This window comes from Streptomyces sp. NPDC001770 (assembly GCF_053596135.1).
The window spans coordinates 1-22952 of sequence record NZ_JBSFFN010000033.1 but is presented as its reverse complement, the minus strand read 5'-3'; the positions used below and the strand labels follow the sequence as shown (position 1 = coordinate 22952).

General features: G+C 71.8%; 25 protein-coding genes. 12 read left to right on the top strand and 13 right to left on the bottom strand.

The window, feature by feature from the left end; all coding sequences use genetic code 11:
* The first annotated feature begins 97 nt into the window (after nt 1–97).
* Complete coding sequence (locus ACWCSV_RS26075) at nt 98–385, top strand: hypothetical protein (protein ID WP_451146128.1); 288 nt, start codon at nt 98–100, stop codon at nt 383–385.
* A 200-nt stretch (nt 386–585) separates the two neighbouring features.
* Nucleotides 586–1356 carry a hypothetical protein gene (locus ACWCSV_RS26070; RefSeq protein ID WP_451146126.1) on the top strand — a complete coding sequence of 257 codons (771 nt, stop codon included), beginning with the start codon at nt 586–588 and terminating at the stop codon, nt 1354–1356.
* A 286-nt stretch (nt 1357–1642) separates the two neighbouring features.
* Here the strand turns inward: ACWCSV_RS26070 and ACWCSV_RS26065 are convergent, their stop codons facing one another.
* The 6 genes from ACWCSV_RS26065 to ACWCSV_RS26040 form a co-directional block, all read right to left on the bottom strand.
* Nucleotides 1643–1885 (bottom strand): hypothetical protein, encoded by a 243-nt coding sequence (locus ACWCSV_RS26065; RefSeq protein WP_451146124.1) that lies wholly within the window; start codon nt 1883–1885, stop codon nt 1643–1645.
* Entirely contained in the window at nt 1882–2130 is a 249-nt protein-coding gene (locus ACWCSV_RS26060) for a hypothetical protein (RefSeq protein WP_266706012.1), read from the bottom strand. Before ACWCSV_RS26060 ends, ACWCSV_RS26065 begins: the two co-directional genes overlap by 4 nt.
* A gap of 170 nt (nt 2131–2300) precedes the next feature.
* Nucleotides 2301–3209: a hypothetical protein gene (locus ACWCSV_RS26055; protein WP_451146122.1), complete on the bottom strand. Its 909-nt coding sequence runs from the start codon at nt 3207–3209 to the stop codon at nt 2301–2303.
* Nucleotides 3206–4471, bottom strand: a complete 1266-nt coding sequence (locus ACWCSV_RS26050) for a glycosyltransferase family 4 protein (protein ID WP_451146120.1) — start codon at nt 4469–4471, stop codon at nt 3206–3208. The genes ACWCSV_RS26055 and ACWCSV_RS26050 overlap by 4 nt, the downstream gene beginning before the upstream one ends.
* Before the next feature lie 150 nt (nt 4472–4621).
* Nucleotides 4622–5170 (bottom strand): hypothetical protein, encoded by a 549-nt coding sequence (locus ACWCSV_RS26045; RefSeq protein WP_451146118.1) that lies wholly within the window; start codon nt 5168–5170, stop codon nt 4622–4624.
* 211 nt (nt 5171–5381) lie between these two features.
* Entirely contained in the window at nt 5382–6143 is a 762-nt protein-coding gene (locus tag ACWCSV_RS26040; protein ID WP_451146116.1) for a phosphoglyceromutase, read from the bottom strand.
* A gap of 323 nt (nt 6144–6466) precedes the next feature.
* Between ACWCSV_RS26040 and ACWCSV_RS26035 the strand changes: the two genes are divergently transcribed.
* Nucleotides 6467–7858 (top strand): MDR family MFS transporter, encoded by a 1392-nt coding sequence (locus ACWCSV_RS26035; RefSeq protein WP_451146114.1) that lies wholly within the window; start codon nt 6467–6469, stop codon nt 7856–7858.
* 62 nt (nt 7859–7920) lie between these two features.
* Nucleotides 7921–8250 (top strand): hypothetical protein, encoded by a 330-nt coding sequence (locus ACWCSV_RS26030; protein ID WP_451146112.1) that lies wholly within the window; start codon nt 7921–7923, stop codon nt 8248–8250.
* A 198-nt stretch (nt 8251–8448) separates the two neighbouring features.
* Here ACWCSV_RS26030 and ACWCSV_RS26025 read toward each other — a convergent pair whose 3' ends face one another.
* Together ACWCSV_RS26025 and phoU are read right to left on the bottom strand one after the other, a co-directional pair.
* A complete protein-coding gene (locus ACWCSV_RS26025; RefSeq protein ID WP_266705998.1) occupies nt 8449–8598 on the bottom strand; it encodes a hypothetical protein in 150 nt (49 codons plus the stop codon).
* A 265-nt stretch (nt 8599–8863) separates the two neighbouring features.
* Nucleotides 8864–9541 (bottom strand): phosphate signaling complex protein PhoU, encoded by a 678-nt coding sequence (gene phoU, locus ACWCSV_RS26020; protein ID WP_327176532.1) that lies wholly within the window; start codon nt 9539–9541, stop codon nt 8864–8866.
* 196 nt (nt 9542–9737) lie between these two features.
* On the opposite strand from phoU, the gene ACWCSV_RS26015 reads away from it, so the two are divergent.
* Together ACWCSV_RS26015 and ACWCSV_RS26010 are read left to right on the top strand one after the other, a co-directional pair.
* Nucleotides 9738–11000 (top strand): sensor histidine kinase, encoded by a 1263-nt coding sequence (locus ACWCSV_RS26015; RefSeq protein ID WP_451146110.1) that lies wholly within the window; start codon nt 9738–9740, stop codon nt 10998–11000.
* Nucleotides 10997–11677 carry a response regulator transcription factor gene (locus ACWCSV_RS26010; protein WP_275493488.1) on the top strand — a complete coding sequence of 227 codons (681 nt, stop codon included), beginning with the start codon at nt 10997–10999 and terminating at the stop codon, nt 11675–11677. The genes ACWCSV_RS26015 and ACWCSV_RS26010 overlap by 4 nt, the downstream gene beginning before the upstream one ends.
* 111 nt (nt 11678–11788) lie before the next feature.
* On the opposite strand, the gene ACWCSV_RS26005 is transcribed toward ACWCSV_RS26010, so the two are convergent.
* On the bottom strand, nt 11789–12427 hold the full coding sequence (locus tag ACWCSV_RS26005) for a DUF461 domain-containing protein (RefSeq protein WP_451146108.1): 639 nt from the start codon (nt 12425–12427) through the stop codon (nt 11789–11791).
* Between the two features lie 695 nt (nt 12428–13122).
* On the opposite strand from ACWCSV_RS26005, the gene ACWCSV_RS26000 reads away from it, so the two are divergent.
* The 6 genes from ACWCSV_RS26000 to rlmB all read left to right on the top strand — a co-directional run bounded on the left by ACWCSV_RS26000 (nt 13123) and on the right by rlmB (nt 18737).
* The gene (locus tag ACWCSV_RS26000) at nt 13123–13605 is read left to right on the top strand and encodes a CarD family transcriptional regulator (protein ID WP_003953493.1); all 483 of its coding nucleotides are present in this window, start codon (nt 13123–13125) and stop codon (nt 13603–13605) included.
* A gap of 538 nt (nt 13606–14143) precedes the next feature.
* On the top strand, nt 14144–14956 hold the full coding sequence (gene ispD / locus ACWCSV_RS25995) for a 2-C-methyl-D-erythritol 4-phosphate cytidylyltransferase (protein WP_451146288.1): 813 nt from the start codon (nt 14144–14146) through the stop codon (nt 14954–14956).
* Nucleotides 14946–15443, top strand: coding sequence for a 2-C-methyl-D-erythritol 2,4-cyclodiphosphate synthase (gene ispF / locus ACWCSV_RS25990; RefSeq protein ID WP_451146106.1), 498 nt, complete (start codon nt 14946–14948; stop codon nt 15441–15443). Before ispD ends, ispF begins: the two co-directional genes overlap by 11 nt.
* 186 nt (nt 15444–15629) lie before the next feature.
* Nucleotides 15630–16034 carry a PPOX class F420-dependent oxidoreductase gene (locus tag ACWCSV_RS25985; protein WP_451146104.1) on the top strand — a complete coding sequence of 135 codons (405 nt, stop codon included), beginning with the start codon at nt 15630–15632 and terminating at the stop codon, nt 16032–16034.
* Between the two features lie 238 nt (nt 16035–16272).
* A complete protein-coding gene (cysS, locus tag ACWCSV_RS25980; RefSeq protein ID WP_451146102.1) occupies nt 16273–17673 on the top strand; it encodes a cysteine--tRNA ligase in 1401 nt (466 codons plus the stop codon).
* Between the two features lie 107 nt (nt 17674–17780).
* Entirely contained in the window at nt 17781–18737 is a 957-nt protein-coding gene (gene rlmB, locus ACWCSV_RS25975) for a 23S rRNA (guanosine(2251)-2'-O)-methyltransferase RlmB (RefSeq protein ID WP_390959443.1), read from the top strand.
* A gap of 107 nt (nt 18738–18844) precedes the next feature.
* On the opposite strand, the gene ACWCSV_RS25970 is transcribed toward rlmB, so the two are convergent.
* From ACWCSV_RS25970 to ACWCSV_RS25955, 4 genes are all read right to left on the bottom strand, one after another.
* Complete coding sequence (locus ACWCSV_RS25970; protein ID WP_451146100.1) at nt 18845–20389, bottom strand: glycosyltransferase family 2 protein; 1545 nt, start codon at nt 20387–20389, stop codon at nt 18845–18847.
* A gap of 49 nt (nt 20390–20438) precedes the next feature.
* Nucleotides 20439–21377: an ABC transporter permease gene (locus tag ACWCSV_RS25965; RefSeq protein WP_451146098.1), complete on the bottom strand. Its 939-nt coding sequence runs from the start codon at nt 21375–21377 to the stop codon at nt 20439–20441.
* On the bottom strand, nt 21361–22092 hold the full coding sequence (locus tag ACWCSV_RS25960; protein WP_451146096.1) for an ABC transporter ATP-binding protein: 732 nt from the start codon (nt 22090–22092) through the stop codon (nt 21361–21363). Before ACWCSV_RS25960 ends, ACWCSV_RS25965 begins: the two co-directional genes overlap by 17 nt.
* Nucleotides 22093–22096: 4 nt before the next feature.
* Nucleotides 22097–22952 (bottom strand): elongation factor 1-alpha C-terminal domain-related protein (locus ACWCSV_RS25955; protein WP_451146094.1); only part of this gene is annotated, 856 nt, incomplete at its 5' end.

Here is a 22952-nt window from a genome sequence, read left to right as displayed (position 1 = left end):
TGGCCGGCCGGCCGGGCAGCCCGGACCGGCCGGAATGGGACGTGGCGCGCCTCGCGGCTGCCTGCGTCGGCGCCTCGCCGGACGTCCGGTCATCGCTGTGCCGACCCTGACCGGAGTGGTGACGCGGAGCGGGCTGCCCTGCCCCGGCGCCGTCACAGCCCCCGGGCCTCCTCCGGGCCGTCCCCGGGCCGCCTCCTCCGCCTCCGCGAGCGCCGCCACGGGCCGGGGGCCGGTCTCCGCCCGCCCGCCCGAGGACGTCCTGCGCGGTGACTCCTGCGGCGGCGAGGCCGGCGGTGATGCGGTCCCCGGCCTCGGCGCGGTCGGACTCGGACTCGGCCTCCGCAGGCTCTTCAGTGGGAAAACCCGCTGTTCCAAGGGGTTCTGAGGCGTGAATACTCCGGAAACGGCCGATGAATTCACAGAATGATCACAGTGGAATCACGATCATGCGCGAGGGGGAAGCGAAACCATGTTCGAGCAAAAGTTCGATCATAAAGTGGGCTTCTCTGCGACGATCCTGCTGTGGCCGGTCCGAACTGGTGGCCGAGAAAAGGGTTGTTGCTCCCTAAACAGGAGAAATGAACCATGCGCGCTTCCCTCGTCCGCCGATCCGCCCTCGCCACGTCCGTGGCCTCCCTGGTCCTGCTGGCCACCGCGTGCGGCGGTTCGTCGGACGGCTCGGACACCAAGAGCACCGCGGTGGACACGTCGAAGTCCGCCTCCGCTTCGGCCGAGCCCGAGCAGAGCGCCGTCAAGGCCCTGACCGCGGCGGAGCTGGAGAAGGTCTCGCTGGTCGAGGGCGATGTCGCGGACCTCAAGGTCGAGAAGGCCGGTGCCGGGGACATCGTCAAGGCGTCGGACGTCACCGCCGACAAGGCAGAGTGCCTCCCCTTCGCGCAGGCGCTGTTCGTGGCGCCGCAGGGCAAGCCGGTCGCCACGAGCGCCCGCTCCGCCAAGGAGGAGCTGAGCGCGGACGAGAACGCCGCCGACCTGGGCGGCGACCTGACGATGGTCGGCCTGGCGTCGTACGAGGACAAGGGCGCGGCCGACGTGGTCGCCGCCGTCCGCACGGCCGCCACCGCGTGCGCCTCGGGCTTCACCGCCTCGGTGCAGGGTGAGGCGCAGAAGGTCTCCGCGATCACGGAGGACAAGGTGTCCGGCGGCGAGGAGTCGGCCGCGTGGAGCCTGCTCGTGGATCAGGAGGGCACAAAGGTCCCGTTCGATCTCGCACTGATCCGCCAGGGCGGCACGGTGGCCACCTTCTCCACCTTCAACCTGGCCTCGTTCATGGGCAAGGAGATCAAGCTGGAGCAGCCGACGGCGGTCATCGACGCGCAGGCGAAGAAGCTCTCCTGACGTCGCGGCGGACGGCGGAGGGCTGACGTCCAGTGGCCTTTCGGCCTGTCGGCCTGTCGGCCTGTCGGCCTGTCGGCCTGTCGGCCTGTCGGCCGGGTGGCCCGGTGGCGACGCGCGAGGCGTCGCGTCCGGGCCGTCCGGCCCCGGCCCTGACCGCCAACCGGCCCAGGCCCTGCGGCGCCCTGGGCACCTGACTCCCATGCTCCCCCGGCGTACGGGGCAACCTCCTGCCGGCAGCGGTCCTGCCTCCAGGTCCGGGCCCCCGGACCTGCGTACTCGGGGAACATCAGGGCAGCGGTACGAGACGGACCACGGTGACGGTGAGCACCGAACCGGAAACGTAATACAGAACGATCGCGCCCGCGACCGTCGCCTCGCGGCGGTCGCGTTCGCCCTTCACGGCCGTGGAGCCATGGCCGTACGGCGCCCGCCCCAGGGTGCGGGCCATCTCGTCGCGGAACGGTTCGACGTCCCGCATCTTGGTCAGGGTGTCGTCGGCCGGCGGGGCGTAGGAGATACGGAAACTCAAGCCACGCTCCGCCTCTCGGCCTCGTCCCGCGCCAGCCGGTCCAGGATGCGTTCGGCCTCGGGATCGGGGACAGCCTCCAGCATCCAGTGCCGCATCACGGCGTGGATCTGGTGCACCCCCGCCTCGTTGACGGCGCGGTCGAACTCGTCGCGTCTCTCGTCGGGGAGTGCGGCGCGGATGGCCGGGATGCTGTTGGGCACCTCCACCTCGGTACCACCGACGAAAGTCTTCAGAGACTCGCCCACTGTGCTCTCCCCGATCTCCTAGGTGGTGTCCGGGCGCGCGTCCGCGCGAGGGGCGCCGGGACGGGCGCCCCCCACGGTAGTGGGTGGAGAACCCAAGTACACGGGCGCGTCCTCTCCTTCGGCGGTACCCGGTGGGTGTACGGACAGCGCGGAACGCCGGCCGGGAAGGATCAGCCGGCCGTGACCTCCACCGACAGCTCGTTGTCCAGCGTGTAATAGGTGCGCCCCGTAAGGCCGTTGAAGCCCACCTCCGGATACACGTACACCTTCTTGCGGTCCGCCATGTCGTCCAGCAGCCTCCCCACCCGGATCGGCCGCGCGCCCGTCCTTGTCCGTACGAGCACGTCCCACACCCCCGCGCCGCCCCCGGGCGTGTCCACCAACTGCCGCTGGGATAAGGCGAACCACACGCCGTCGCCGCCGTCCGTGTGCAGCTCGGTCTCGCGCACCTCCCCGGCCGCTCCCCGCAGCCGCAGCAGGGCCGCCGCGCCGGTGCCGGGCCGGGGCCCGAAGAGCTTCGCGCGCACGGTGGTCGATTCCGTGCCCACCTCGATGCGGTCGACTTCGACGTGCGCCGACCGCAGCCAGGTCCGTACGGCGAGGGTCCCGTCCGGCGTGGCGAACGGCACCCGTACCGCGAGCGGCAACGGCGTCCGGGCGGGGTCCCGCTCGGTCAGCAGTGCCCTCAGGTCGCGGGCGCCCGCGAGCAGCGGGGTACGCTCCGCGTCCGGCTCGGGCAGTACGAAGAGGTCCCACCGCCCCTCCGCCAGCGCCGGCACCGGTTCGAGCACGGCCCGCCAGGAGTGCTCCGGCCCACCCGCCTGTGCGCCGGCCGGTCCGTCCGGCTCCAGGGCGACCAGCCGGGTGATCGACTCCGGCTTCCCCTTCGGTGGCCGCAACCGCAGCAGCAGCTGGGGGCATCCGGTCGTACGGGGCCCGAACCCGAACCGCACCACCATGCGCCCTTCCCCGTCCACCGAGCAGGTCGCGCGCGGGAGTTGACCCGATACGGGGGCAGTGCCGCCGCCCCGCGCCGGCCCGGTGTCCTCGGTGCCCTCCATCGCCTTGGTCTCCGTCATCGCCGTTTCACCTTCCGTACGGTCCTCACCAGGGTGCGTGCCGCCGTTTCCAGGGTGTCCCGGGCCGCGTACCCGCGTGGTCCGAGCGCGAGAGCCGTGCCGGTGTCCGGTGCGGCGGGGCGCCCGGCGGCCCGGGCGGTGGTCAGCTCCTCGAACAGGGCCTCCGCCCGTGCGACGACCGGACCCGGCGCGTACCGGCGGGAGTTGTCCAGCGCGGCTCGGCCCATCCGGCGGCGGAGCTCGTCGTCGCGGACGAGGTCGAGCAGCGCGGCGGCCAGCGCGTCCCGGTCCCCGACCGGGACCAGCCGGCCGTCCTCGCCGGGCCGGATGATCTCGGCGGGCCCGTGCGGGCAGTCGGTACTCACCACGGGGAGCCCGCAGCGCATCGCTTCCACGATCGTCATGCCGAACGGCTCGAAGCTCGAAGTCGCGGCGGCGATCGAGCCCTTGACCCACTCGGCCTCCATCGGGGCCGCGGCGCCCATCAGGAACACGTTGTTGTGCAGGGCGAGTTCGTCCACCAGGCGCCGCAGCCGGTCGTGCTCCTCGCCGCGTCCGTAGATCCGCAGCTGCCAGTCGGGGCGCTCGGCGGCCACCTTCGCGAACGCCTCGATGAGCAAGTCGTACCGCTTCACCCGCACCAGCCGCCCGGCCGCGACCACGATGCGCGCGTTCCCGTCGGCGGGCGGGAGTACGGGGTCCGGCACGCTGTTGGGCAGCGCCTCGACGCGTACGCCCGGCAGCCGCATCGTCCGCCGGTAGGCGTCCGCGTCCGCGTCCGTGACGGTGGTCAGCGCGTCCAGCCGCCGGTACGCCCGGCGCAGAACCCGGCGCAGCGCGGGCGGGTGGCTCTCCACCGTGAGGTGCTCCTGCCCGACTCGCACGGTGCGGTCGGGGGCCTGGAGCGCGAGGTGCACGTTGAGCCCGGCGCGCGTACCGATGGCGACGTCCGCGTCCGTCCCCGCCAGGAACTCCGCGATCCGGCGGTCCGTCAGCGCGTTGTACTGCCCGTACCGGTTCTCCGCACGCGGGAACGCCTTCGACGGCTGCCCGAACAGCGGGTGGTCCTTCTCCCTCCGCAGGTCGATCAGCGGGCGCAGCCGGATGCGCGGGTCGAGCGTGAACGCGGGCGTGTCCCGGTGCCGGTTGACCGAGACGATCTCCACCTCGTGCCGCTCTGCCAGTGCGTGGGCCAGGTTGAACGTGGTGGAGATCGTCCCCCCGATCCCGTACGCGTTGTGGATGAGGAAGGAAATCTTCATGAACGGCAAGACAGCGCCGGAGGGCCGGTAGTTGCGGCCGTTACTCCTTCGTGAGGGGCGGATGCCGCCGAGTGGCCCCTCGTGCGGGGCGTGCCCGGGGCGGCGGTCGCCCAGCCGAGTCCTGCCCGGAAGGCGTGCGTCGGGCGGCGCTCAGACGCGCCGAAGGTGCCGCGTGAAGAGCGCGCGGGCCCGGACCAGGTCCTCGGGGGAACGCGCGCCGCGCTTGGGTACGACGAAGAAGTACTCCGCGCTACCCGTGAGGACGAACAGGTCGGGCGTCTCGAACCACCACGGGTAGATGTTCCAGCTGGTGGTGCCGCTGCTCTCCCCGGACGAGCCGGTGGTGGTCAGCCCGTCGGCGGTGAGCGTCGTGCGGCAGTGCCCGAGAGCCGCGTGCTCCTCGTGCTGGGTCCGTGTCCGGGTCCTGCGGACCCGCTGCCGTGTGCAGAAGAGGGTGATGGCGCCGATCACGCTGACGCCGATCGTCTGGGCTGTGCCGAAGTGCCAGGACAGTGTCCGTGTGGTGATCACCGCGGCCCCGAACAACGCGGGAAGCCACAGACCACCGGTGAGGCCGTGCCGGGTCCTGAGGGAGAACCTCTTCAGGGCCTTGTCGTAGTCAGCGACGGTCGGGAGGTAGTCGAACAGGGCGGTGTCCGATGCCGCGGACTCGGCCGGCCCGGCTTGATCCATCTTCATGGCGGCTGAGAGTAGGGCAGTTCGCGTGTACGGCGCAGCCACTCATGAGGCACCTGACCGGCCCCATTCGTGGGGCGGCGGAAGCCGGCGGGACGGTCGCAGCCTCCCGGGGACTCGGACACACGTCCGTGGCCTGCGGCGGGGCAGGTTCTGCCACGAAAATGCCCCCGCCCCGCGCTGTACGCGCGGACCGGGGGCACGATCGCGGAATTTACTTCTTCTTGCCCTGGTTCTTCACGGCCTCGATGGCGGCCTTGGCCGCGTCCGGGTCGAGGTACGTGCCGCCCGGCTTGAGCGGCTTGAAGTCGGCGTCGAGCTCGTAGACGAGCGGGATGCCGGTCGGGATGTTGAGGCCCGAGATCTCCTCGTCGGAGATGCCGTCCAAGTGCTTGACCAGGCCGCGGAGGCTGTTGCCGTGGGCGGCGACGAGGACGGTCTTGCCGTCCAGCAGGTCCGGGACGATGCCGTCGTACCAGTACGGCAGCATGCGGACGACGACGTCCTTGAGGCACTCGGTGCGCGGGCGCAGCTCGGTCGGGATCGTCGCATAGCGCGGGTCGTCGCTCTGCGAGAACTCCGTGCCGTCATCGAGGACCGGCGGCGGGGTGTCGTAGGAGCGGCGCCACAGCATGAACTGCTCCTCGCCGAACTCTGCGAGGGTCTGCGCCTTGTCCTTGCCCTGGAGCGCGCCGTAGTGGCGCTCGTTCAGCCGCCAGGAGCGGTGGACGGGGATCCAGTGGCGGTCGGCGGCCTCCAGCGCGAGCTGCGCCGTGCGGATGGCGCGCTTCTGGAGGGAGGTGTGCAGGACGTCCGGGAGCAGCCCGGCGTCCTTGAGCAGCTCACCGCCGCGCACCGCTTCCTTCTCGCCCTTTTCGGTGAGGTTCACGTCCACCCAACCGGTGAACAGGTTCTTCGCGTTCCATTCGCTCTCGCCGTGGCGGAGGAGGATCAGCTTGTACGTCGCGTCGGCCATGAGCCCGAGCGTAATCGAACCTGTACCCCCTTCGCGCGTCCGGCCACTGGACGGACAAACAGGTACACAGGCGAGCGGTGCGGGGCCCACATGAGGGGTGCCGGGAGGGCGGTCCGAAGGCCTCCGACCGGGCCCCGCCCCGCACCCCACCGGGGCTCGGGCCGTACTCCGCCGGGCTGACGATTGACAGCTGCCGTCAATCGAGTGGCGATCTGGAAGCCGTCCTTCGTAATGTTCGATCAGCTGCCCTGTTGCTTACCGGGCGTGTCCGTGCGGCACTCGTCCCGCACCTGTTCCCGTTCGCGCCACCTGGGGGTACCCGCATGTCTGTCGACGGTCTACGGAGAGCCGTGCGCGGCTCGGTGTCCGGGATGCCCCGGGAGTTCTGGTGGCTGTGGACCAGCACACTGGTCAACCGGCTCGGGGCGTTCGTCGCCACTTTCATGGCGCTCTACCTGACGCTGGACCGGGGCTACTCCGCCTCGTACGCGGGTCTGGTCGCCTCGCTGCACGGCCTCGGCGGGGTCATCTCCTCGCTCGGCGCCGGGGTGATGACCGACCGGCTCGGGCGGCGGCCGACCATGCTGATCGCACAGGTCTCGACGGCCGTGTCGGTGGCGGTGCTCGGGTTCATGGAGAACCCGGTCGCCATCGCGGGCGTCGCGTTCGTCGTCGGCATGGCGAGCAACGCCTCGCGCCCCGCCGTCCAGGCGATGATGGCGGACATCGTGCCGCCGAAGGACCGGGTACGGGCCTTCTCCCTGAACTACTGGGCCATCAACCTCGGCTTCGCCGTCTCCTCGACCGGCGCCGGGTTCATCGCCGAGTACAGCTACCGGATCGGCTTCTTCGTCGAGGCGCTGCTGACCCTGTGCTGTGCCGTCGTCGTGTTCCTGAAGGTGCCCGAATCCCGGCCGGACCTTGCCCCGGTGACCTCCGCGTCCGGCGGGCGGACCGCCGAGCCCGGCGCGGTCCGGCTCACGGACGTGCTGCGGGACGGGCGGTTCATGGGGGTGGTCGGCCTGTCGTTCCTGGTCGCGCTGATCACCCAGCAGGGGTACGTGGGACTGCCGGTGGCCATGGGTGCGGACGGGCTCACCAGCTCCGACTTCGGTAGCGCGATCGCCGTCAACGGCCTGCTGATCGTCGTACTCCAGATGCCCCTCTCACGGTTCATCGACAACCGGGACCCGCGTCAGCTCCTCGTCTTCTCGACGCTCTTCGCCGGATACGGGTTCGGGCTGACGGCCTTCGCCGGCTCGGTCGCCGCGTACGCGCTGACGGTGTGCGTCTGGACCCTGGGTGAGATCGTCAACGCCCCGACCCAGTCCAGCCTGGTCGTGAAGCTGTCGCCCGCCCAGGGCCGGGGCCGCTATCAGGGGATGTACACGATGTCCTGGTCGGTGGCGGCGCTGGTCGCTCCGCTGATGTCCGGCGTGGTGATAGACAACTGGGGCGCGCCCTGGCTCTGGATGACCTGCGCCCTGCTCGGTACGGTGACCGCCCTCGGCTACTGGCTGCTGATGCGGAACCTGTCGATCGACGAGGAACCGGAAGGCCGGGAGGCGGAAGGCCGGGAGACGGAAGGCCGCGTCCTGGAGACCGCCGAGCCGGCCGTACCGGCCCCCGTCGTCGAGCCTGCCGTGCCGGTGACCGCTGTCGAGCCGGCCGTGCGCCTCGACATCGCGGAGAAGCCTCTTCAGGCACAGGCGTGACGGGCAGCGGGCCGGAGGTCCCCGCGGAACCGCGGCCTCCTTCGCCCCGGCAGCTCCGGGTGATGGCCGACTACTTCTGCCACCCGCTCTGGATACCGGACGTGTCCGGCAACCCCTCACCGCACGATCCGGCCCTCGGTCTGACGGCCGGTCTGGCGCGAGGGCTGGACGCCTGGGCCGAGGAGTTCGAGGCGATTCTGCGCCTGGATGATCCGGCGTCGTCGGCCTTCCCCTCGCCCGAGGCGGAAGCGGCGTTCTGCCGGACCGGTGAGGAGCTGGCCCGGCAGGTGGCCTCGGAGCTGGGCCCGGCCTGGCGGGTGACCTACCGGGACACGCGCACCGGAACGCACCGGGACGTGCTCCCGACAGTGGGCGGGCCGGGCACCGCCTGAGCGGCGTCGCCGTACCGGCCACCGCTCGACCGCGCCGCTCGACCCCGCCCCCGACTCCACTGCCCGACCGCGCGACGGCGTCCGCGCGCCGGAGCCCGGCGGCTCCCCGCACGGACGCCGTCGCGCCGTCACACAGCCGTCGCGCCGTCGTACCGACGGCCGTCGCGCAGCCGGTGTCCGTCCCCGGAACGGGGCCGGTCAGCCGCCGCACTGACAGGGCGAACCGGACTGGCAGCCGCAGCCGCAGCCGGAGCCGCAGCCACAGGCGCCGAGCACGGTCAGGCGCACCACTTCGGTCGGGGTCTCCTGCTCGGGGTCGGGCAGGGGGGAATCGGCCGCATGTGCCATGAGGTCCTCCTCAACGCGTACCACCGGCCGGGGCGGGCGAGCCGCCGCGCCGGTGTCGTACGCCCGGTGCGCACGACAGGGGCGTACGGGATCGGTCCCGGCCCCCGTCCATTGCATGCCCAGCCGGGCGGGCGCATCAACGGCGCACACGCGCAGAGATTCCGTGCCCCTCCCCACGGCCCGCCGGCACCGTCGCGCGCCGGATCGCGCTGCGCGGCGGTACGGGAGCGTGTGCCCGGCCCCCGCCCGCCCCGGCCCGCGCAGGTTACGCGCCCTCGACCGAGGTCGGGGACTGGAGCTCGTCGGCGTGCTCGCCCGTCACCAGGTAGACGACCCGCTTGGCGACCGAGACCGCGTGGTCGGCGAAGCGCTCGTAGTAGCGGCCGAGCAGGGTCACGTCGACCGCCGTCTCGATGCCGTGCTTCCAGCGGTCGTCCATCAGGTGCTGGAAGAGCGCGCGGTGCAGCAGGTCCATCTCGTCGTCGTCCTGCTCCAGCTGGAGGGCGAGGTCGACGTCCTTGGTGATGATCACCTCGGCGGCCTTCGCCATCAGCCGCTGGGCCAGCTGCCCCATCTCCAGGATCGTGGCGTGCAGGTCGTGCGGGACGGCCTTGTCCGGGAAGCGGAGCCGGGCCAGCTTGGCGACGTGCTGGGCGAGGTCGCCCGAGCGCTCCAGGTCGGCGCTCATACGGAGCGAGGTGACCACGATCCGCAGATCGGTCGCGACCGGCTGCTGCCGGGCGAGGAGGGCGATGGCACGTGCCTCCAGTTCGTGCTGGAGGTCGTCGACCCTCTGGTCCGCGGCGATGACGGTCTCCGCGAGAGTGAGGTCGGCGTCGAGCATGGCCGTGGTGGCCCGCCCGATCGCCGACCCGACGAGCCGGGCCATCTCGACCAGGTCCTCGCCGATCGAGTCGAGTTCCTCGTGGTAGGCGTCGCGCATGGAAGTCCCTCTCCAGTCCTGTGGGCCGGGGTCTCTGGGTCGAACCCCACGCTCCCACGGTGCGCCCGGAACGCGTCGGAATCCGACCGCAGAAGTGAACCGGGACCATACCCTCGGTGAACTCTGGGCGACGAGTGTTCGAGATGGCACTCGTATGGCTGTGAGGCCGTGCGCATCGACGCATAACCTGGACGACATGGACGTGAACGCGGCGGTCGCCGCAGCAGCCGGGACCGCCGGGTTGTGCACCGGTGTGATCGCGATGCTGGCGTTTCGCTGGAGCGAGCGCGATCTCAAGAAACCGACGCGCGCTTCCGTGCGGCCGGAGACCGCCGCCACGCTGCCTCCCGGGGTGGACACCGTCCTCTCCGTCCTCAGTTCGTCCGCCGTCGTGCTCGACGAGAGCGACGGAGTGGTGAAGGCCAGCTCCGCCGCGTACGCGCTGGGCCTGGTCCGCGGCGGCCGGCTGGCCGTCGACCAGATGCTCCAGATGACCCGGGACACCCGCCGGGACGGCGAGATACGGCAGGTCGAGCTGGAGCTGCCCCGCCGCGGTACGGGCCGGGGCGACGCGCTCGCCGTCTCCGCCCGGGTCGCCCCGCTGGGCTCCCGGCTGGTGCTGCTGCTGGTCGAGGACCTGACCGAGTCGCGGCGGATCGAGGCGGTACGGCGCGACTTCGTCGCCAACGTCAGCCACGAGCTGAAGACGCCGACCGGCGCCCTCTCCCTGCTGTCGGAGGCGGTCCTGGAGGCGTCCGACGACCGGGAGGCCGTCGAGCGCTTCGCCGGCCGCATGCAGATCGAGGCCACCCGGCTGACCAACCTCGTCCAGGAGCTGATCGACCTCTCCCGGGTCCAGAACGACGACCCGCTGGAGGACGCCGAGGCCGTCCGGGTGGACGAACTCGTCGCCGAGGCCATCGACCGCTGCCGCCAGCCGGCCATGTCGAAGGAGATCACCATGGCCTCCGGCGGGACCAGCGACCTCTCCGTCTGGGGCAACCGCGGACAGCTCGCGGCAGCCCTCGGCAATCTGGTCGAGAACGCCGTCAACTACAGCCCCGCCCGTACCCGTGTCGGCATCGCCGTCCGGCGGGTGCCCGGACAGGGCCGGCCCCTGATCGAGCTCTCCGTGACCGACCAGGGCATCGGCATCTCCGAGAAGGACCGGGACCGGGTCTTCGAGCGGTTCTACCGCGTCGACCCCGCCCGCTCACGAGCCACCGGTGGCACCGGCCTCGGGCTCGCCATCGTCAAGCACGTGGCCGCCTCGCACGGCGGGGAGGTCACCGTCTGGAGCTCCGAGGGACAGGGCTCCACCTTCACCCTGCGGCTGCCCGAGACGGGCACCGTACGGGAACGCACCACCGGCGGACCGCTCTTCGTCAACGGTGACGACGAGGGACCGTTCGACACCGCTGCTTTTGAACCCTTTCCTGCCCCGGAGGCCCTTCCGTGACCCGAGTGCTTGTCGTCGAGGATGAGGAATCCTTCAGCGACGTCCTGTCCTACATGCTGCGCAAGGAGGGTTTCGAGGTCGCCGTGGCGGCGACGGGTCCCGACGGCCTCGACGAGTTCGACCGCAACGGCGCCGACCTCGTCCTGCTCGACCTCATGCTGCCGGGCCTGCCCGGCACCGAGGTCTGCCGTCAGCTGCGCAACCGCTCCAACGTCCCGGTGATCATGGTGACCGCCAAGGACAGCGAGATCGACAAGGTGGTCGGTCTGGAGATAGGAGCCGACGACTACGTCACCAAGCCGTTCTCCTCGCGCGAGCTGGTGGCGCGCATCCGCGCGGTGCTGCGCCGCCGCGGCGAGCCGGAGGAGATCACGCCGGCGGCCCTGGAGGCCGGTCCGGTCCGGATGGACGTCGACCGCCACGTGGTCACCGTCTCCGGCGGCAAGGTGGACCTCCCGCTGAAGGAGTTCGACCTGCTGGAGATGCTGCTGCGCAACGCGGGCCGCGTACTGACCCGCATGCAGCTCATCGACCGGGTGTGGGGCGCCGACTACGTGGGCGACACCAAGACCCTCGACGTGCACGTGAAGAGGCTGCGCGCCAAGATCGAGCCCGACCCGGGCGCGCCGCGCTACCTGGTGACGGTCCGCGGCCTGGGCTACAAGTTCGAGCCGTAAACCGGTGGCCGGCCACCGGGCACGCGGATGAGTGAAGGGCGCCTCCCCCGAGGGGAAGGCGCCCTTCACTCGTGTACGCGGCCGGCCCCCGGGTACGAGGCCGGACCGGGCTCACCCGGCGGCCGGGGACTCGCTGTCCGTCGGGGTCGCGGAGGCGTCGGCGCCCGCGGAGGCGTCCGGCGAGGCGGAGGCGTCCGGGGAGGCCGAGGCGTCGGGGCTCGCGGCGGAGGTCGGCAGCGCGCTCGGCCCGAAGCCCTTGAAGAAGGAGACGGAGGGCACGACGGTGGCGCCCAGCGCGATGTCGCCGCTGTCGCTGAGGCGGAAGACGACCTGCTCGACGTTGCCGTTCCGGGTGGCCTGGCGGCCGTTCTCGATGACGGCGGAGGCATTGCCCTCGCCACCGAGGACGACCTTGCCGCCGGCGGGGACCACGAGCGGCCCGTCGCCCTTGGCGGCGTGCAGCTTCACCTCGCTGCCGGACCGGGGCAGTGTGATGGCCTCCAGCGTCTCGTCCTCGGTGCCCTGGTTGAAGAGGGCGCCGGTGACCACGGCGGGGCCCTCGGCGTCGTGTTCGGGCTGCGTGACGACGTTCACGTTCTGGATCTTGATGTCGCCGACCGAGGTGGCCGCGTTGTCCGGCCTGACCTGGAGCGTTGCTGCGTCGTTGCCCGCGGCGCACGCGGACAGCGAGGCGATGGAGATCACGAGGGCAGTGGCGGCGAGAGCGCCGTGTCGAAGGCTGCGGCTCACGGCGGCGGCAACTCCTTGAACGTTCGGACTGCGGACTACGGACGTGGTGCGCAGGTGCACTGCACGACCGCGCAGGGCGGCGAGACCGAGTGACGTAAAGCCGCCCTAAGGGTGTGTCAGCGGCCTTAGGCTACCGAGCCGCCGCTCACGCCTCGCACCCGACCCGCCCCTTTGCCCCACGGCTCTTCGCCGGGACCGGGGCGGCCCGCCCGGCTCCCGGCCCGGCACCGCGCCCGGATCGTCCCGCCCGGGGGGCGGCACCTGCGCTCCGGTCACCGCCCGACATCCCCCGTTCACAAAACGCGAATGATCAATTTTCCCGCCGGTGGCGCATTCGTCGGCGGAAAAGCGCGGGGAGCGGTTGTCAGGGGGCGCTTGATCAATTTCAATGGGCTACGAAACTTACGTCGATCATGTGATCGATCTCCGAACGCATGGAAGAAACTGCCGCTTCGCGAATCCGGCAAAACGGGATCTTTAACCCGTTCGGACAGGGTTCCCGGGCGCGGGGGCGACGCGTTTCCGGCCGGTCGCACAACGGCTCCGACCTGCGAATACCCTCTCCGCGAAGCCCCGCGCAGCACGTTCCGGATGCTGTTGTCAAGCCCCGAGATATGCCCTGACCTGCGAAAACGCCATTCAGGAGTAGCCGTTCTCGTGTTACCCTGGATAGCCACGGAAGGGGTACCTGTCACATGACGTTCAAGGTTGGCGACACCGTGGTCTATCCCCATCACGGGGCCGCGCTGATCGAGGCTATCGAAACTCGCCAGATCAAAGGCGTGGACAAGACCTACTTGGTGCTCAAGGTCGCTCAGGGCGACTTGACGGTTCGTGTGCCGGCGGACAATGCGGAGTTCGTGGGCGTGCGCGACGTGGTCGGGCAGGACGGGCTGGACCGGGTCTTCGAGGTGCTGCGCGCACCGTATGCCGAAGAGCCGACGAACTGGTCCCGTCGCTACAAGGCAAATCTGGAGAAGCTCGCCTCTGGCGATGTCATCAAGGTCGCCGAAGTGGTGCGCGACCTGTGGCGTCGTGAGCGCGAGCGCGGACTCTCCGCCGGAGAAAAGCGCATGCTCGCCAAGGCCCGCCAGATCCTGGTGAGTGAGCTCGCTCTCGCGGAAAACACGAACGAGGACAAGGCCGAAGCCCTGCTCGACGAGGTTCTCGCGTCCTGAACCGGATCACACCGGTCGTACGAATATGCCGTGGTCCCCGCTGACCTGCCGTTTTCCAACGGTACGTCTCCGGGCACCGCGGCACGTTCGCGTTCTGGGCATGTCCGTGTTCAGGACACGTCCGTGAGCACGGTCGGCCCTTCGTGCCTCGGCCCCGCCGCCTCACCGGTCCCGGTGCGGCGGGTTTCCGATGCGGCGGAACCCACCGCACCGGATTCACCGCATGCGGGGAGCCGGACACCTGGGCACCCGGCGCTTTTTCAAGATTCTTTTTCGGCCACCCGGATGCGGCTGAATTCGGCCGGATACCAGGTGGTGGTCGCGCCGGCCCTTGTGCGGCTAGCGTCCCCCTCGGCCGGTCAACGCACCGGCCGCCCCGCGCCGCCGCCACGACTCGCTCGACCGGGTCACGGAAGGGGTCCGGACCGAGGCGGGCCGTTGTACGGCGGCTCGCTTGGGGCCCTACCCACGTCGGCCGTGGCAACAAACCTGCCGAAGCTTCGGAGTGCAACCGATGTCACCCATGTCACCGCCCGACATGTCGCCGCCCGACGGGCTGCCGGGTCCGTCGGGCGCGCAGGCGCCCGCCGTACCCCCCGCGACCGGCGGTTCCGCCAGGACGCCCCGCACCGCCGCCGTCATCCCGGCGGCCGGCCGGGGGGTCCGGCTCGGCCCCGGCGCGCCCAAGGCGCTGCGCACCCTGAGCGGCACGCCCATGCTGGTCCACGCCGTGCGGGCGATGGCCGCCTCGCGGGCCGTCTCGCTCGTCGTGGTGGTCGCCCCGCCGGACGGCGCGCCCGAGGTGAAGAACCTCCTCGACACGCACGCCCTGCCCGAGCGCACCGACTACGTGGTGGTGCCCGGCGGCGAGACCCGCCAGGAGTCCGTCCGCCTCGGCCTTCAGGCGCTGCCCGAGGACGTGGCCACGGTCCTGGTGCACGACGCGGCCCGCCCGCTGGTGCCGGTCGACACCGTGGACGCGGTCATCGAGGCGGTACGCGGCGGAGCCCCGGCCGTGGTGCCCGCCGTACCGCTCGCCGACACCGTCAAGGAGGTCGAGCCCTCGGCGGTCCCGGGCGGACCGGAGCCGGTGCTCTCGACCCCCGTACGGGCCAGGCTGCGCGCGGTGCAGACCCCGCAGGGCTTCGACCGGGACACCCTGGTGCGGGCGCACGCGACCGCGGTGTTCGGCGGCGAGGGCGCCACCGACGACGCGGGCATGGTGGAACGTCTCGGCGAGCCCGTCGTCGTGGTGCCCGGCCACGAAGAGGCGTTCAAGGTGACCCGGCCGCTCGATCTCGTGCTGGCCGAAGCGGTACTGGCACGCCGGAGGGCGAACGATGGCTTCTGAAACCCGCCCCGTGATCCCGCTCGTCGGGATCGGGACCGACATCCACGCCTTCGAGGAGGGTCGCGAGCTCTGGTGCGCGGGCCTCAAGTGGGAGGGCGAGGGCCCCGGCCTGGCCGGGCACTCCGACGCGGACGTCGTCGCGCACGCCGCCTGCAACGCCCTCTTCTCCGCCGCCGGCCTCGGTGACCTGGGGCAGCACTTCGGCACCGGCCGCCCCGAGTGGTCCGGCGCCTCCGGCGTGACGCTGCTGGCCGAGGCGGCCCGGATCGTGCGGGCGGCCGGATTCGGGATCGGCAACGTCGCCGTCCAGGTCGTCGGGATACGGCCCAAGATCGGCAAGCGGCGCGAGGAGGCCCAGCAGGTCCTCTCGGACGTGGTCGGCGCCCCCGTCTCGCTCTCCGCCGCCACCTCGGACGGCCTCGGCTTCACCGGCCGGGGCGAGGGCATCGCGGGGATCGCGACCGCGCTGGTGTACCGCGCCCCCTGAGGCCGCGCCCGGGCCCGCCGCCGTACGGCCGCGGGCCCGGGCGGTCCGCGCGACGGCTGCGCGCGCTTTCATCCGTTCGGCGGGGCCGTACGGGAAGGAACGGGTCGGCCGCGTGGTTGGGGGGTAGGAGACGCGGGTCACTCACCGTCACAGCCCGTAACCGCCACGCGCAGGAGGATGTAGGTCATGACCGCCGCACTTTCCGATGAGCTCAAGAACCTGCTGGACAAGCCCGTCTTCGTCAACGTCGCGACCATCCAGCCGGACGGCAGCCCGCAGGTGTCGCCCGTATGGGTGGCGCGGGACGGGGACGACGTGCTGATCTCCACCACGGTCGGCCGCCGCAAGGAGAAGAACCTGCGCCGCGACCCCCGGGTGACCGTTCTGCTCCAGCCGTTCGACGCGCCGTACTCGTACGCCGAGATCCGCGGCGAGGCGACCCTGTCCACCGAGGGAGGCCAGGAGCTGATCGACCAGCTGTCGCGGAAGTACACCGGCAAGGGGTACGCCGACTTCAACCCTGACTCGGTGAACGACGCCGAGCGGGTGGTCGTGCGGATCACCCCGCGCAAGGTGGTCGGCCGCATCTGAGGGGGCGGGCCGCGAGGGCGGTCCGGGGGTGTCGCCTCCGCCCGTGCCGGAAGGTCTTTTTCCGCGCGGGCGGGCGGCTCAGTACCACCCGCCACACCCGTCCCACACGCCCCACCTGCACCCTGTGCCCCGTAACGGGGCCGTGAAAGTGCCCTCCCGGGGGCCGTATAGCAGAAAAGTTACCCCGCGACTGCGCAGAGGTCGCGGGGCACTGGTGTCGGCCTACTACCCTTGAGGCGTGACTATTCGCCTGTACGACACCAGCGCCCGGCAGATCCGTGACTTCGTCCCGCTCACCGCGGGCTGTGTCTCGATCTACCTCTGTGGCGCTACCGTCCAGGCCGCACCGCACATCGGGCACATCCGTTCCGGCCTGAACTTCGACATCATGCGCCGCTGGTTCGCGTACCGCGGCTACGACGTGACGTTCGTCCGGAACGTCACGGACATCGACGACAAGATCATCCGGAAGTCCGAGGAGCAGGGCCGCCCCTGGTGGTCGATCGGGTACGAGAACGAGCGCGCGTTCAACGACGGTTACGACGCGCTCGGCTGCCTGCCGCCCACCTACGAGCCCCGCGCCACCGGCCACATCACCGAGATGATCGAGATGATGCGCGGCCTCATCGAGCGGGGCCACGCGTACGCGTCGGACGGCAACGTCTACTTCGACGTGCGCTCGTTCCCCGGCTACCTGGAACTCTCCAACCAGAACCTGGACGATCTGCGCCAGCCGTCCGGCGAGGGCGAGACCGGCAAGCGCGACCAGCGCGACTTCGCCATGTGGAAGTCCGCGAAGCCGGGCGAGCCGAGCTGGGAGACCCCCTGGGGCCGCGGCCGGCCGGGCTGGCACCTGGAGTGCTCCGCGATGGCGCACAAGTACCTCGGCACCGAGTTCGACATCCACGGCGGGGGCATCGATCTGATCTTCCCGCACCACGAGAACGAGATCGCCCAGTCCAAGGCGTACGGCGACACCTTCGCCAAGTACTGGGTGCACAACGGCTGGGTCACCATGGCCGGCGAGAAGATGTCGAAGTCGCTGGGCAACTCCGTGCTGGTCAGCGAGATGGTCAAGGCGTGGCGCCCGATCGTGCTCCGCTACTACCTCGGCAGCGCGCACTACCGCTCGATGATCGAGTACAGCGAGGCGTCCCTGCGCGAGGCGGAGTCCGCGTTCGCGCGGATCGAGGGCTTCGCGCAGCGGGTCACCGAGAAGACGGGCAAGACGGTCGAGCCCGCCCCCGAGGTGCCGCCGGCCTTCGCCGAGGCGATGGACGACGACCTGGGCGTCCCGCAGGCGCTCGCGATCGTCCACACCACCGTCCGGCAGGGCAACTCCGCGCTCGCCGCCGACGACAAGGAAGCCGCGATCGCCCGCCTCGCCGAGGTCCGGGCCATGCTCGGCGTCCTCGGCCTGGACCCGCTCGACCCGCACTGGGCGGGCGAGAGCGACCGGGGCGAGGACCTGCACGGCGTCGTCGACACGCTCGTACGGCTCGTGCTGGACCAGCGGCAGGGCGCCCGCGAGCGCAAGGACTGGGCGGCGGCGGACGCGATCCGCGACCAGCTGAACCAGTCCGGGCTGGTCATCGAGGACAGCGCGAGCGGTCCCCGGTGGTCGCTGGGACCGCGCTGAGCACCGCTCCTCGCACCGCGTCCAGAGGCGCGAATGTGCCGCCCGGCCGTCCGGGCGGCACACTTTCACTTGTAGAAGCATTTCTGAAGCAACGAAACAGGTAGGTCATGGCCGGGAACAGCCAGCGCAGGAACCGCCGCACGTCCAACAAGAAGGGCGCGCAGGTCGGCAGCGGTGGGCAGCGACGCCGTGGCCTCGAAGGCAAGGGCCCGACGCCGCCCGCCTCCGCCCGCAAGGGACACAAGAAGAACCGCATCGCGAACGCCGCGGCCAAGCAGGCCGCGGCCCGTCGCCCCGCCCCGCGGCGCGGCGGCGTCAAGGGCACCTCGGAGATGGTCGTCGGCCGTAACCCGGTCTTCGAGGCGCTGCGCGACGGCGTCCCCGCGGTGACGCTCTACGTCCAGCAGTTCATCGACAACGACGAGCGGGTCCGTGACGCGCTCAAGCTCGCCGCCGACCGGGGCAACATCAACCTCATGGAGGCCCCGCGCCCCGAGCTGGACCGGATGACGAACGGCCTGAACCACCAGGGCCTCGTCCTCCAGGTCCCGCCGTACGAGTACGCGCACCCGGAGGACCTGACCGCCGCCGCGTACGACAACGGCGAGGACCCGCTGATCGTGGCGCTCGACGGGGTCACCGACCCGCGCAACCTGGGTGCAATCGTCCGGTCCGTGTCGGCGTTCGGCGGCCACGGCGTGGTCGTCCCCGAGCGGCGTGCGGCCGGTATGACGGCGGGTGCCTGGAAGTCCTCGGCCGGTACGGCCGCGCGCACCCCGGTCTCCCGGGTCACCAACCTGACCCGCGCGCTGGAGGGCTACCAGAAGGCGGGCCTCACGGTCGTCGGTCTGGCCGCCGACGGTGAGCACACGGTGGAGGACCTGGAGCAGCTGTCCGGTCCGGTCGTCATCGTGATCGGCAGCGAGGGCAAGGGCCTCGGCCGCCTCGTGGGCGAGACCTGTGACTACCGTGTCCGCATCTCGATGCCGGGTGGCGCCGAGTCGCTGAACGCCGGTGTCGCGGCCGGCATCGTGCTGTACGAGGTGGCCCGCCGCCGCGCGTAAGCACCGCTGACCACCGGCCCGGTACCACGCGCCCGGGTCGGTACGTACGACGAACGGCCCCAGGAGGACATCTCCTGGGGCCGTTCTCGCGTTCTCCCGGGCTTCTCTCAGACCAGCGCGCGCAGCCGGGCCAGCAGGGCGGCGGCCCGGCGCCGGGCCGCCCGCTTCAGGCGGAGCACGGTGACGGGGCGTGCGGGAGGGGTGGTGAGCACGGGCGGGGCACCGTCCGTGGCGATGAGGAGGCTGAGCGGCAGCGGGGCGTCGCGCTGCCAGCCGCAGCTGCTGATGCGCACCTTGAGGTCCCAGGTGCCGGCGTTGCGGCCCGAGTTGAGGGTGTCGGGAGCGAGGCGGGCGACGGTGGTGTGGACGGTCCGGAAGCCGCCGGGGGTGCCCGGGGCCGGGACCCGGGTGAGGCTGGTCTCCGAGGGGACGAAGAACTCCTCGGCGCCGCCCCTGCGCCGGGCCAGCACGTCCATCCTGGCGTTCCGCAGTGCCTTGGTGACGTCCAGCGCCTCGGCCGGGATGCCGGGGACGGGCACGGTCAGTGCGTCGGTCCCGTCCGCGCGGTGAGTGAAGGTGAGCGGGGAGCCGCCGCAGAGCAGCTCGCCGGTGGCGGTGATCTCCTCGGCGGACGGGGCGGAGACGGTGGCCCCGGCGCGGACCGCCCGCTCCCAGGCGGCGAGTTCGCGTACGGCGTCGATCCGGTCCTGGACGAGGAGCTCGGCCGCCGCGCGCTGGCGGGCGGGCAGCCCGGCGGCGACCCCGGGACCGAACCGCTCGGCGACGAGGGCGCGGGCCTCGCGGAAGAAGTCCGCGCGCCACTCCTCGGGGGCGTCCAGGAACCGCTTTCCGCTGAGCCGCTCCACCGTCTCGACCCGGAGCCACCGCCGGTGGAGCCGGTCGCGTACGGCGCCGGGTCCGGTGTTCGCGTCGACGATGTCGAGCGCCTCGCGGAGGTTGCCGAAGTACCCGGTGGGGTCGAAGGCGCGGAACCCGGCGTTGGAGTGGTCGGGGCGGGCCACGTGGTAGTAGCAGACGTAGTCGGAGAGGACCGAGATCCGCCGGGCCGCGAAGTAGGCGGCCATCACGAAGACGTGGTCCTCCAGCCGGCGTCTGCCCTCGGGGAAGCGCAGCCCGTGGTCCAGCAGGAAGGACCGGCGGAACATCTTGTGCGGGGTGAGGCTGTCGACGAGCGCGCTCTTCTCGGGGCGGGCGTCGGGGAGGTTCTTGCGGAACAGCTCCCGGGGGACGCCTCGCCCCCGGCCGGCCATCCGGCCCACCACGACGTCGGAACCGTTCTCCTCGGCGTAGGCGTACAGCCGTTGCAGCGCCTCGGTGCCGAACCAGTCGTCGTTGTCGGCGAATTGGACGTACGTCCCCCGGGCGCGTTCGATCCCCAGGTTGCGGGGGCGCGAGGGCCAGCCGGAGTTGGGTATGTGCACCACCTCGAAGTGCGGGTGCTCCGCCGCGAGCCGGTCGAGCCGCGCTCCGGTGCCGTCGGTCGAACCGTCGTCCACGAAGATCACCTCGAACTCGCGCGGGGACATCGTCTGGTGCAGCAGCGAGTCGATCAGCTCGTCCATGTGCGGGCCCGGGTTGTACACGGGGACGACGACGCTGACCTTCGGCGGTGGGGAGGAGGCCGTGCTCATGGGAGTGCCTTTCGGGGCGTGCGGAGGTACGCGGAGGGGAAGTTCGGGTTCAGGGCCGGGCGGGGAGCAGGCCGCGGGCGCGCAGCACCCGCCGTTCCACCGGGGTGAAGAGGGCGGACTCCATGACGATGCCGACGGTGAGGACGAGGAGAACGGCGGCGAGCACGAGCGCGGTGTCGTCGTTCTCCTTGCCGGAGTTGAGGAGTCGGCCGACGCCGGGCAGCGGGGTCGCGGTGATCAGCTCCGCCGTCATCAGCGCCCGCCAGCCGAAGGTCCAGCCCTGCCGCAGCGCGGCCACCAGGCCCGGCAGTGCGGCCGGCAGCAGGATGTGCCGGACGAGGGAGGGCCCGGTGGCGCCCAGCGACCGCCCGGCCCGCAGCAGCGGCGGCGGGATCTGGCCGAGCGCCCCGGCCACACCGACCGCCACGGACGGTACGGCCCCGAGCAGTACCACCGCGTACACCGCCGCCTCGGACTCGCCGAAGACGATGACCCCGAGCGGGACGAGACCGGCGGCCGGGAGCGACTGGAGCGCCGAGAGGACCGGGGCGAGCGCGCCGCGTGCCGCGCGCACCCGGTGGATCAACAGCCCGAGGAGGGTGCCGAGCACCACGGAGACCACGAACCCCGCCACCGTACGGAGCAGGCTGTGGCCGAGCGCCGGCCACAGCGTGCCGTCCCGCCGCGCGTCGTCCAGGGACGAGGCGACGGCGGCGGGTGAGGGGAGGGTGGCGGAGAGGCCGAGTGCGTACGCGGCCTGCCAGAGCAGCAGCAGTACGAGGACGGAGAGGGCCGGGGCGGTCACCGTGGTGCGGAGGCGGGCGGCGTACCGCCGGACGGGGCCACCGGGCGCCGGGGGGTCCGCCGGGGCGGCGGTCTCCAGCCGGTCCAGGCCCTCGGCGAGCGCGGCGGTTCCGGTCGTCCGCTCCTTCCGGTCCGCCTGCTCTCTCCGGTCCGTCCGCTCTCTGTGGTCAGTGGGTGGCGGCATGGCGGCGGACCTCCTCCCGCAGCCGGGCGGTGATGGTCGCGCTGTCGGCCCCGGGCTCACCGGCCCGCCACCTGTGGGCGATGCGGCCGGGGCGCGAGGAGAGCAGCACGATGCGGGTGGCGAGCCGGACGGCCTCGGACACCTGGTGGGTGACGAACACGACGGTGAGCCCGCGCGCCTCCCGGACGTCGAGCAGGACCTCGTGGAGCACCTCGCGGGTGATCGCGTCGAGCGCGGCGAAGGGCTCGTCCATCAGGAGGACCCGGCTGCCCTGCGCGAGCGCGCGGGCCAGGGCGACGCGTTGCCGCATGCCGCCGGAGAGCTCGTGCACCGGCCGGTCGTACGCGTCCGGGAGCCGCACCAGGGCGAGCAGGCGCCGGGCCTCGGCCTCGCGGTCGTTCTTCGGCGATCCGCCGAAGCGCAGAGCGAGTTCGACGTTCCCGCCGGCGGTGAGCCAGGGGAAGAGCGCATGCTCCTGGAACATCAGCGCGGGGCGCGGCGAGGACAGCGACACCGTGCCCGAAGTGGGGTGCTCCAGCCCGCCGAAGAGGCTCAGCAGGGTGGATTTCCCGGAGCCGGACGCGCCCAGCACGCAGAGGAACTCGCCCTGCTCGACGGTGAGATCGAGCCGGTCGAGCACCGGTGGTTCGCCGGGCCGGTAGGTGTGCGTGACCTGTTTCAGGGCGAGGGCAGGGGCGCGGCCCGGGGTCGGCACGCGATCACCGGACCATGCCCGCGGTCAGCGTGGCGCCGTCAGCGGGGTCGATGAGGAGGAAGGAGCCGGTGCGGCGGGAGGCGGCGTAGGCGTCGGCGGCGAGCGGCTCGGCCGTACGGAGCCGTATCCGCCCCAGCTCGTTGGTGGTGAGGCTGCCGTCGGGCCGGCCGGGCAGGTCCTGGACGATCGCCTTGACCGTACGGGTGGTGTGCCGGAGCAGCACCCGGTCGCCGACGCGCAGGGTGCGGTCGTGCAGATGGCAGACGTCGGCGTCGACGCTCCGGGTGAGCGCGGGCGCCCCGGCCACCGGGGCGATGAGGTCGCCCCGGCCGATGTCGAGGTCGTCGGCGAGGCGCACGGAGACCGAGTCCAGGGCGTACGCGGCGTCGACGGGCTCGCCGAGCCGGTCGACGCCGGCGACGGTGGAGGTGACGCCGGAGGGGAGCACCACCACCGCGTCACCGGTGCGCAGCTCGCCGGTGGCCAACTGGCCCGCGTAGTGGCGGTCGTCGCCGTGCCGGATGACGTACTGCACGGGGAGCCGGGCCGGGAGGTCCGCCTCCCCGTCGTCGGTACGGACGGTCTCCAGGTGGTCGAGGAGCGTGGGGCCGGTGTACCAGTCCATGTGCGCGGAGCGGTCCACGACGTTGTCGCCGGTCAGCGCGGATACCGGGATGGCGGTGAACCCGCCCGGGGAGTGGTCGAGTTCGGCGGCGTACCGGCCGAAGTCCTCGGTGATCCGCAGGAATCCCTTCTCCGACCAGTCGACGAGGTCCATCTTGTTGACGGCGAGGACGACGTGGGGGACGCGCAGGAGGGCGGCGACGGCGGCGTGGCGGCGGGTCTGTTCGACGACGCCG

Excerpts from the sequence above, each read along its gene's own strand:
- ACWCSV_RS26070 (WP_451146126.1), top strand. The coding sequence starts at position 586 with ATGCGCGCTTCCCTCGTCCGCCGATCCGCCCTCGCCACGTCCGTGGCC.
- ACWCSV_RS26055 (WP_451146122.1), bottom strand. The coding sequence starts at position 3,209 with ATGACGGAGACCAAGGCGATGGAGGGCACCGAGGACACCGGGCCGGCG.
- ACWCSV_RS26050 (WP_451146120.1), bottom strand. The coding sequence starts at position 4,471 with ATGAAGATTTCCTTCCTCATCCACAACGCGTACGGGATCGGGGGGACG.
- ACWCSV_RS26045 (WP_451146118.1), bottom strand. The coding sequence starts at position 5,170 with ATGAAGATGGATCAAGCCGGGCCGGCCGAGTCCGCGGCATCGGACACC.
- ACWCSV_RS26040 (WP_451146116.1), bottom strand. The coding sequence starts at position 6,143 with ATGGCCGACGCGACGTACAAGCTGATCCTCCTCCGCCACGGCGAGAGC.
- ACWCSV_RS26035 (WP_451146114.1), top strand. The coding sequence starts at position 6,467 with ATGTCTGTCGACGGTCTACGGAGAGCCGTGCGCGGCTCGGTGTCCGGG.
- ACWCSV_RS26030 (WP_451146112.1), top strand. The coding sequence starts at position 7,921 with ATGGCCGACTACTTCTGCCACCCGCTCTGGATACCGGACGTGTCCGGC.
- ACWCSV_RS26025 (WP_266705998.1), bottom strand. The coding sequence starts at position 8,598 with ATGGCACATGCGGCCGATTCCCCCCTGCCCGACCCCGAGCAGGAGACC.
- phoU (WP_327176532.1), bottom strand. The coding sequence starts at position 9,541 with ATGCGCGACGCCTACCACGAGGAACTCGACTCGATCGGCGAGGACCTG.
- ACWCSV_RS26015 (WP_451146110.1), top strand. The coding sequence starts at position 9,738 with ATGGACGTGAACGCGGCGGTCGCCGCAGCAGCCGGGACCGCCGGGTTG.
- ACWCSV_RS26000 (WP_003953493.1), top strand. The coding sequence starts at position 13,123 with ATGACGTTCAAGGTTGGCGACACCGTGGTCTATCCCCATCACGGGGCC.
- ispD (WP_451146288.1), top strand. The coding sequence starts at position 14,144 with ATGTCGCCGCCCGACGGGCTGCCGGGTCCGTCGGGCGCGCAGGCGCCC.
- ispF (WP_451146106.1), top strand. The coding sequence starts at position 14,946 with ATGGCTTCTGAAACCCGCCCCGTGATCCCGCTCGTCGGGATCGGGACC.
- ACWCSV_RS25985 (WP_451146104.1), top strand. The coding sequence starts at position 15,630 with ATGACCGCCGCACTTTCCGATGAGCTCAAGAACCTGCTGGACAAGCCC.
- rlmB (WP_390959443.1), top strand. The coding sequence starts at position 17,781 with ATGGCCGGGAACAGCCAGCGCAGGAACCGCCGCACGTCCAACAAGAAG.
- ACWCSV_RS25970 (WP_451146100.1), bottom strand. The coding sequence starts at position 20,389 with ATGAGCACGGCCTCCTCCCCACCGCCGAAGGTCAGCGTCGTCGTCCCC.
- ACWCSV_RS25965 (WP_451146098.1), bottom strand. The coding sequence starts at position 21,377 with ATGCCGCCACCCACTGACCACAGAGAGCGGACGGACCGGAGAGAGCAG.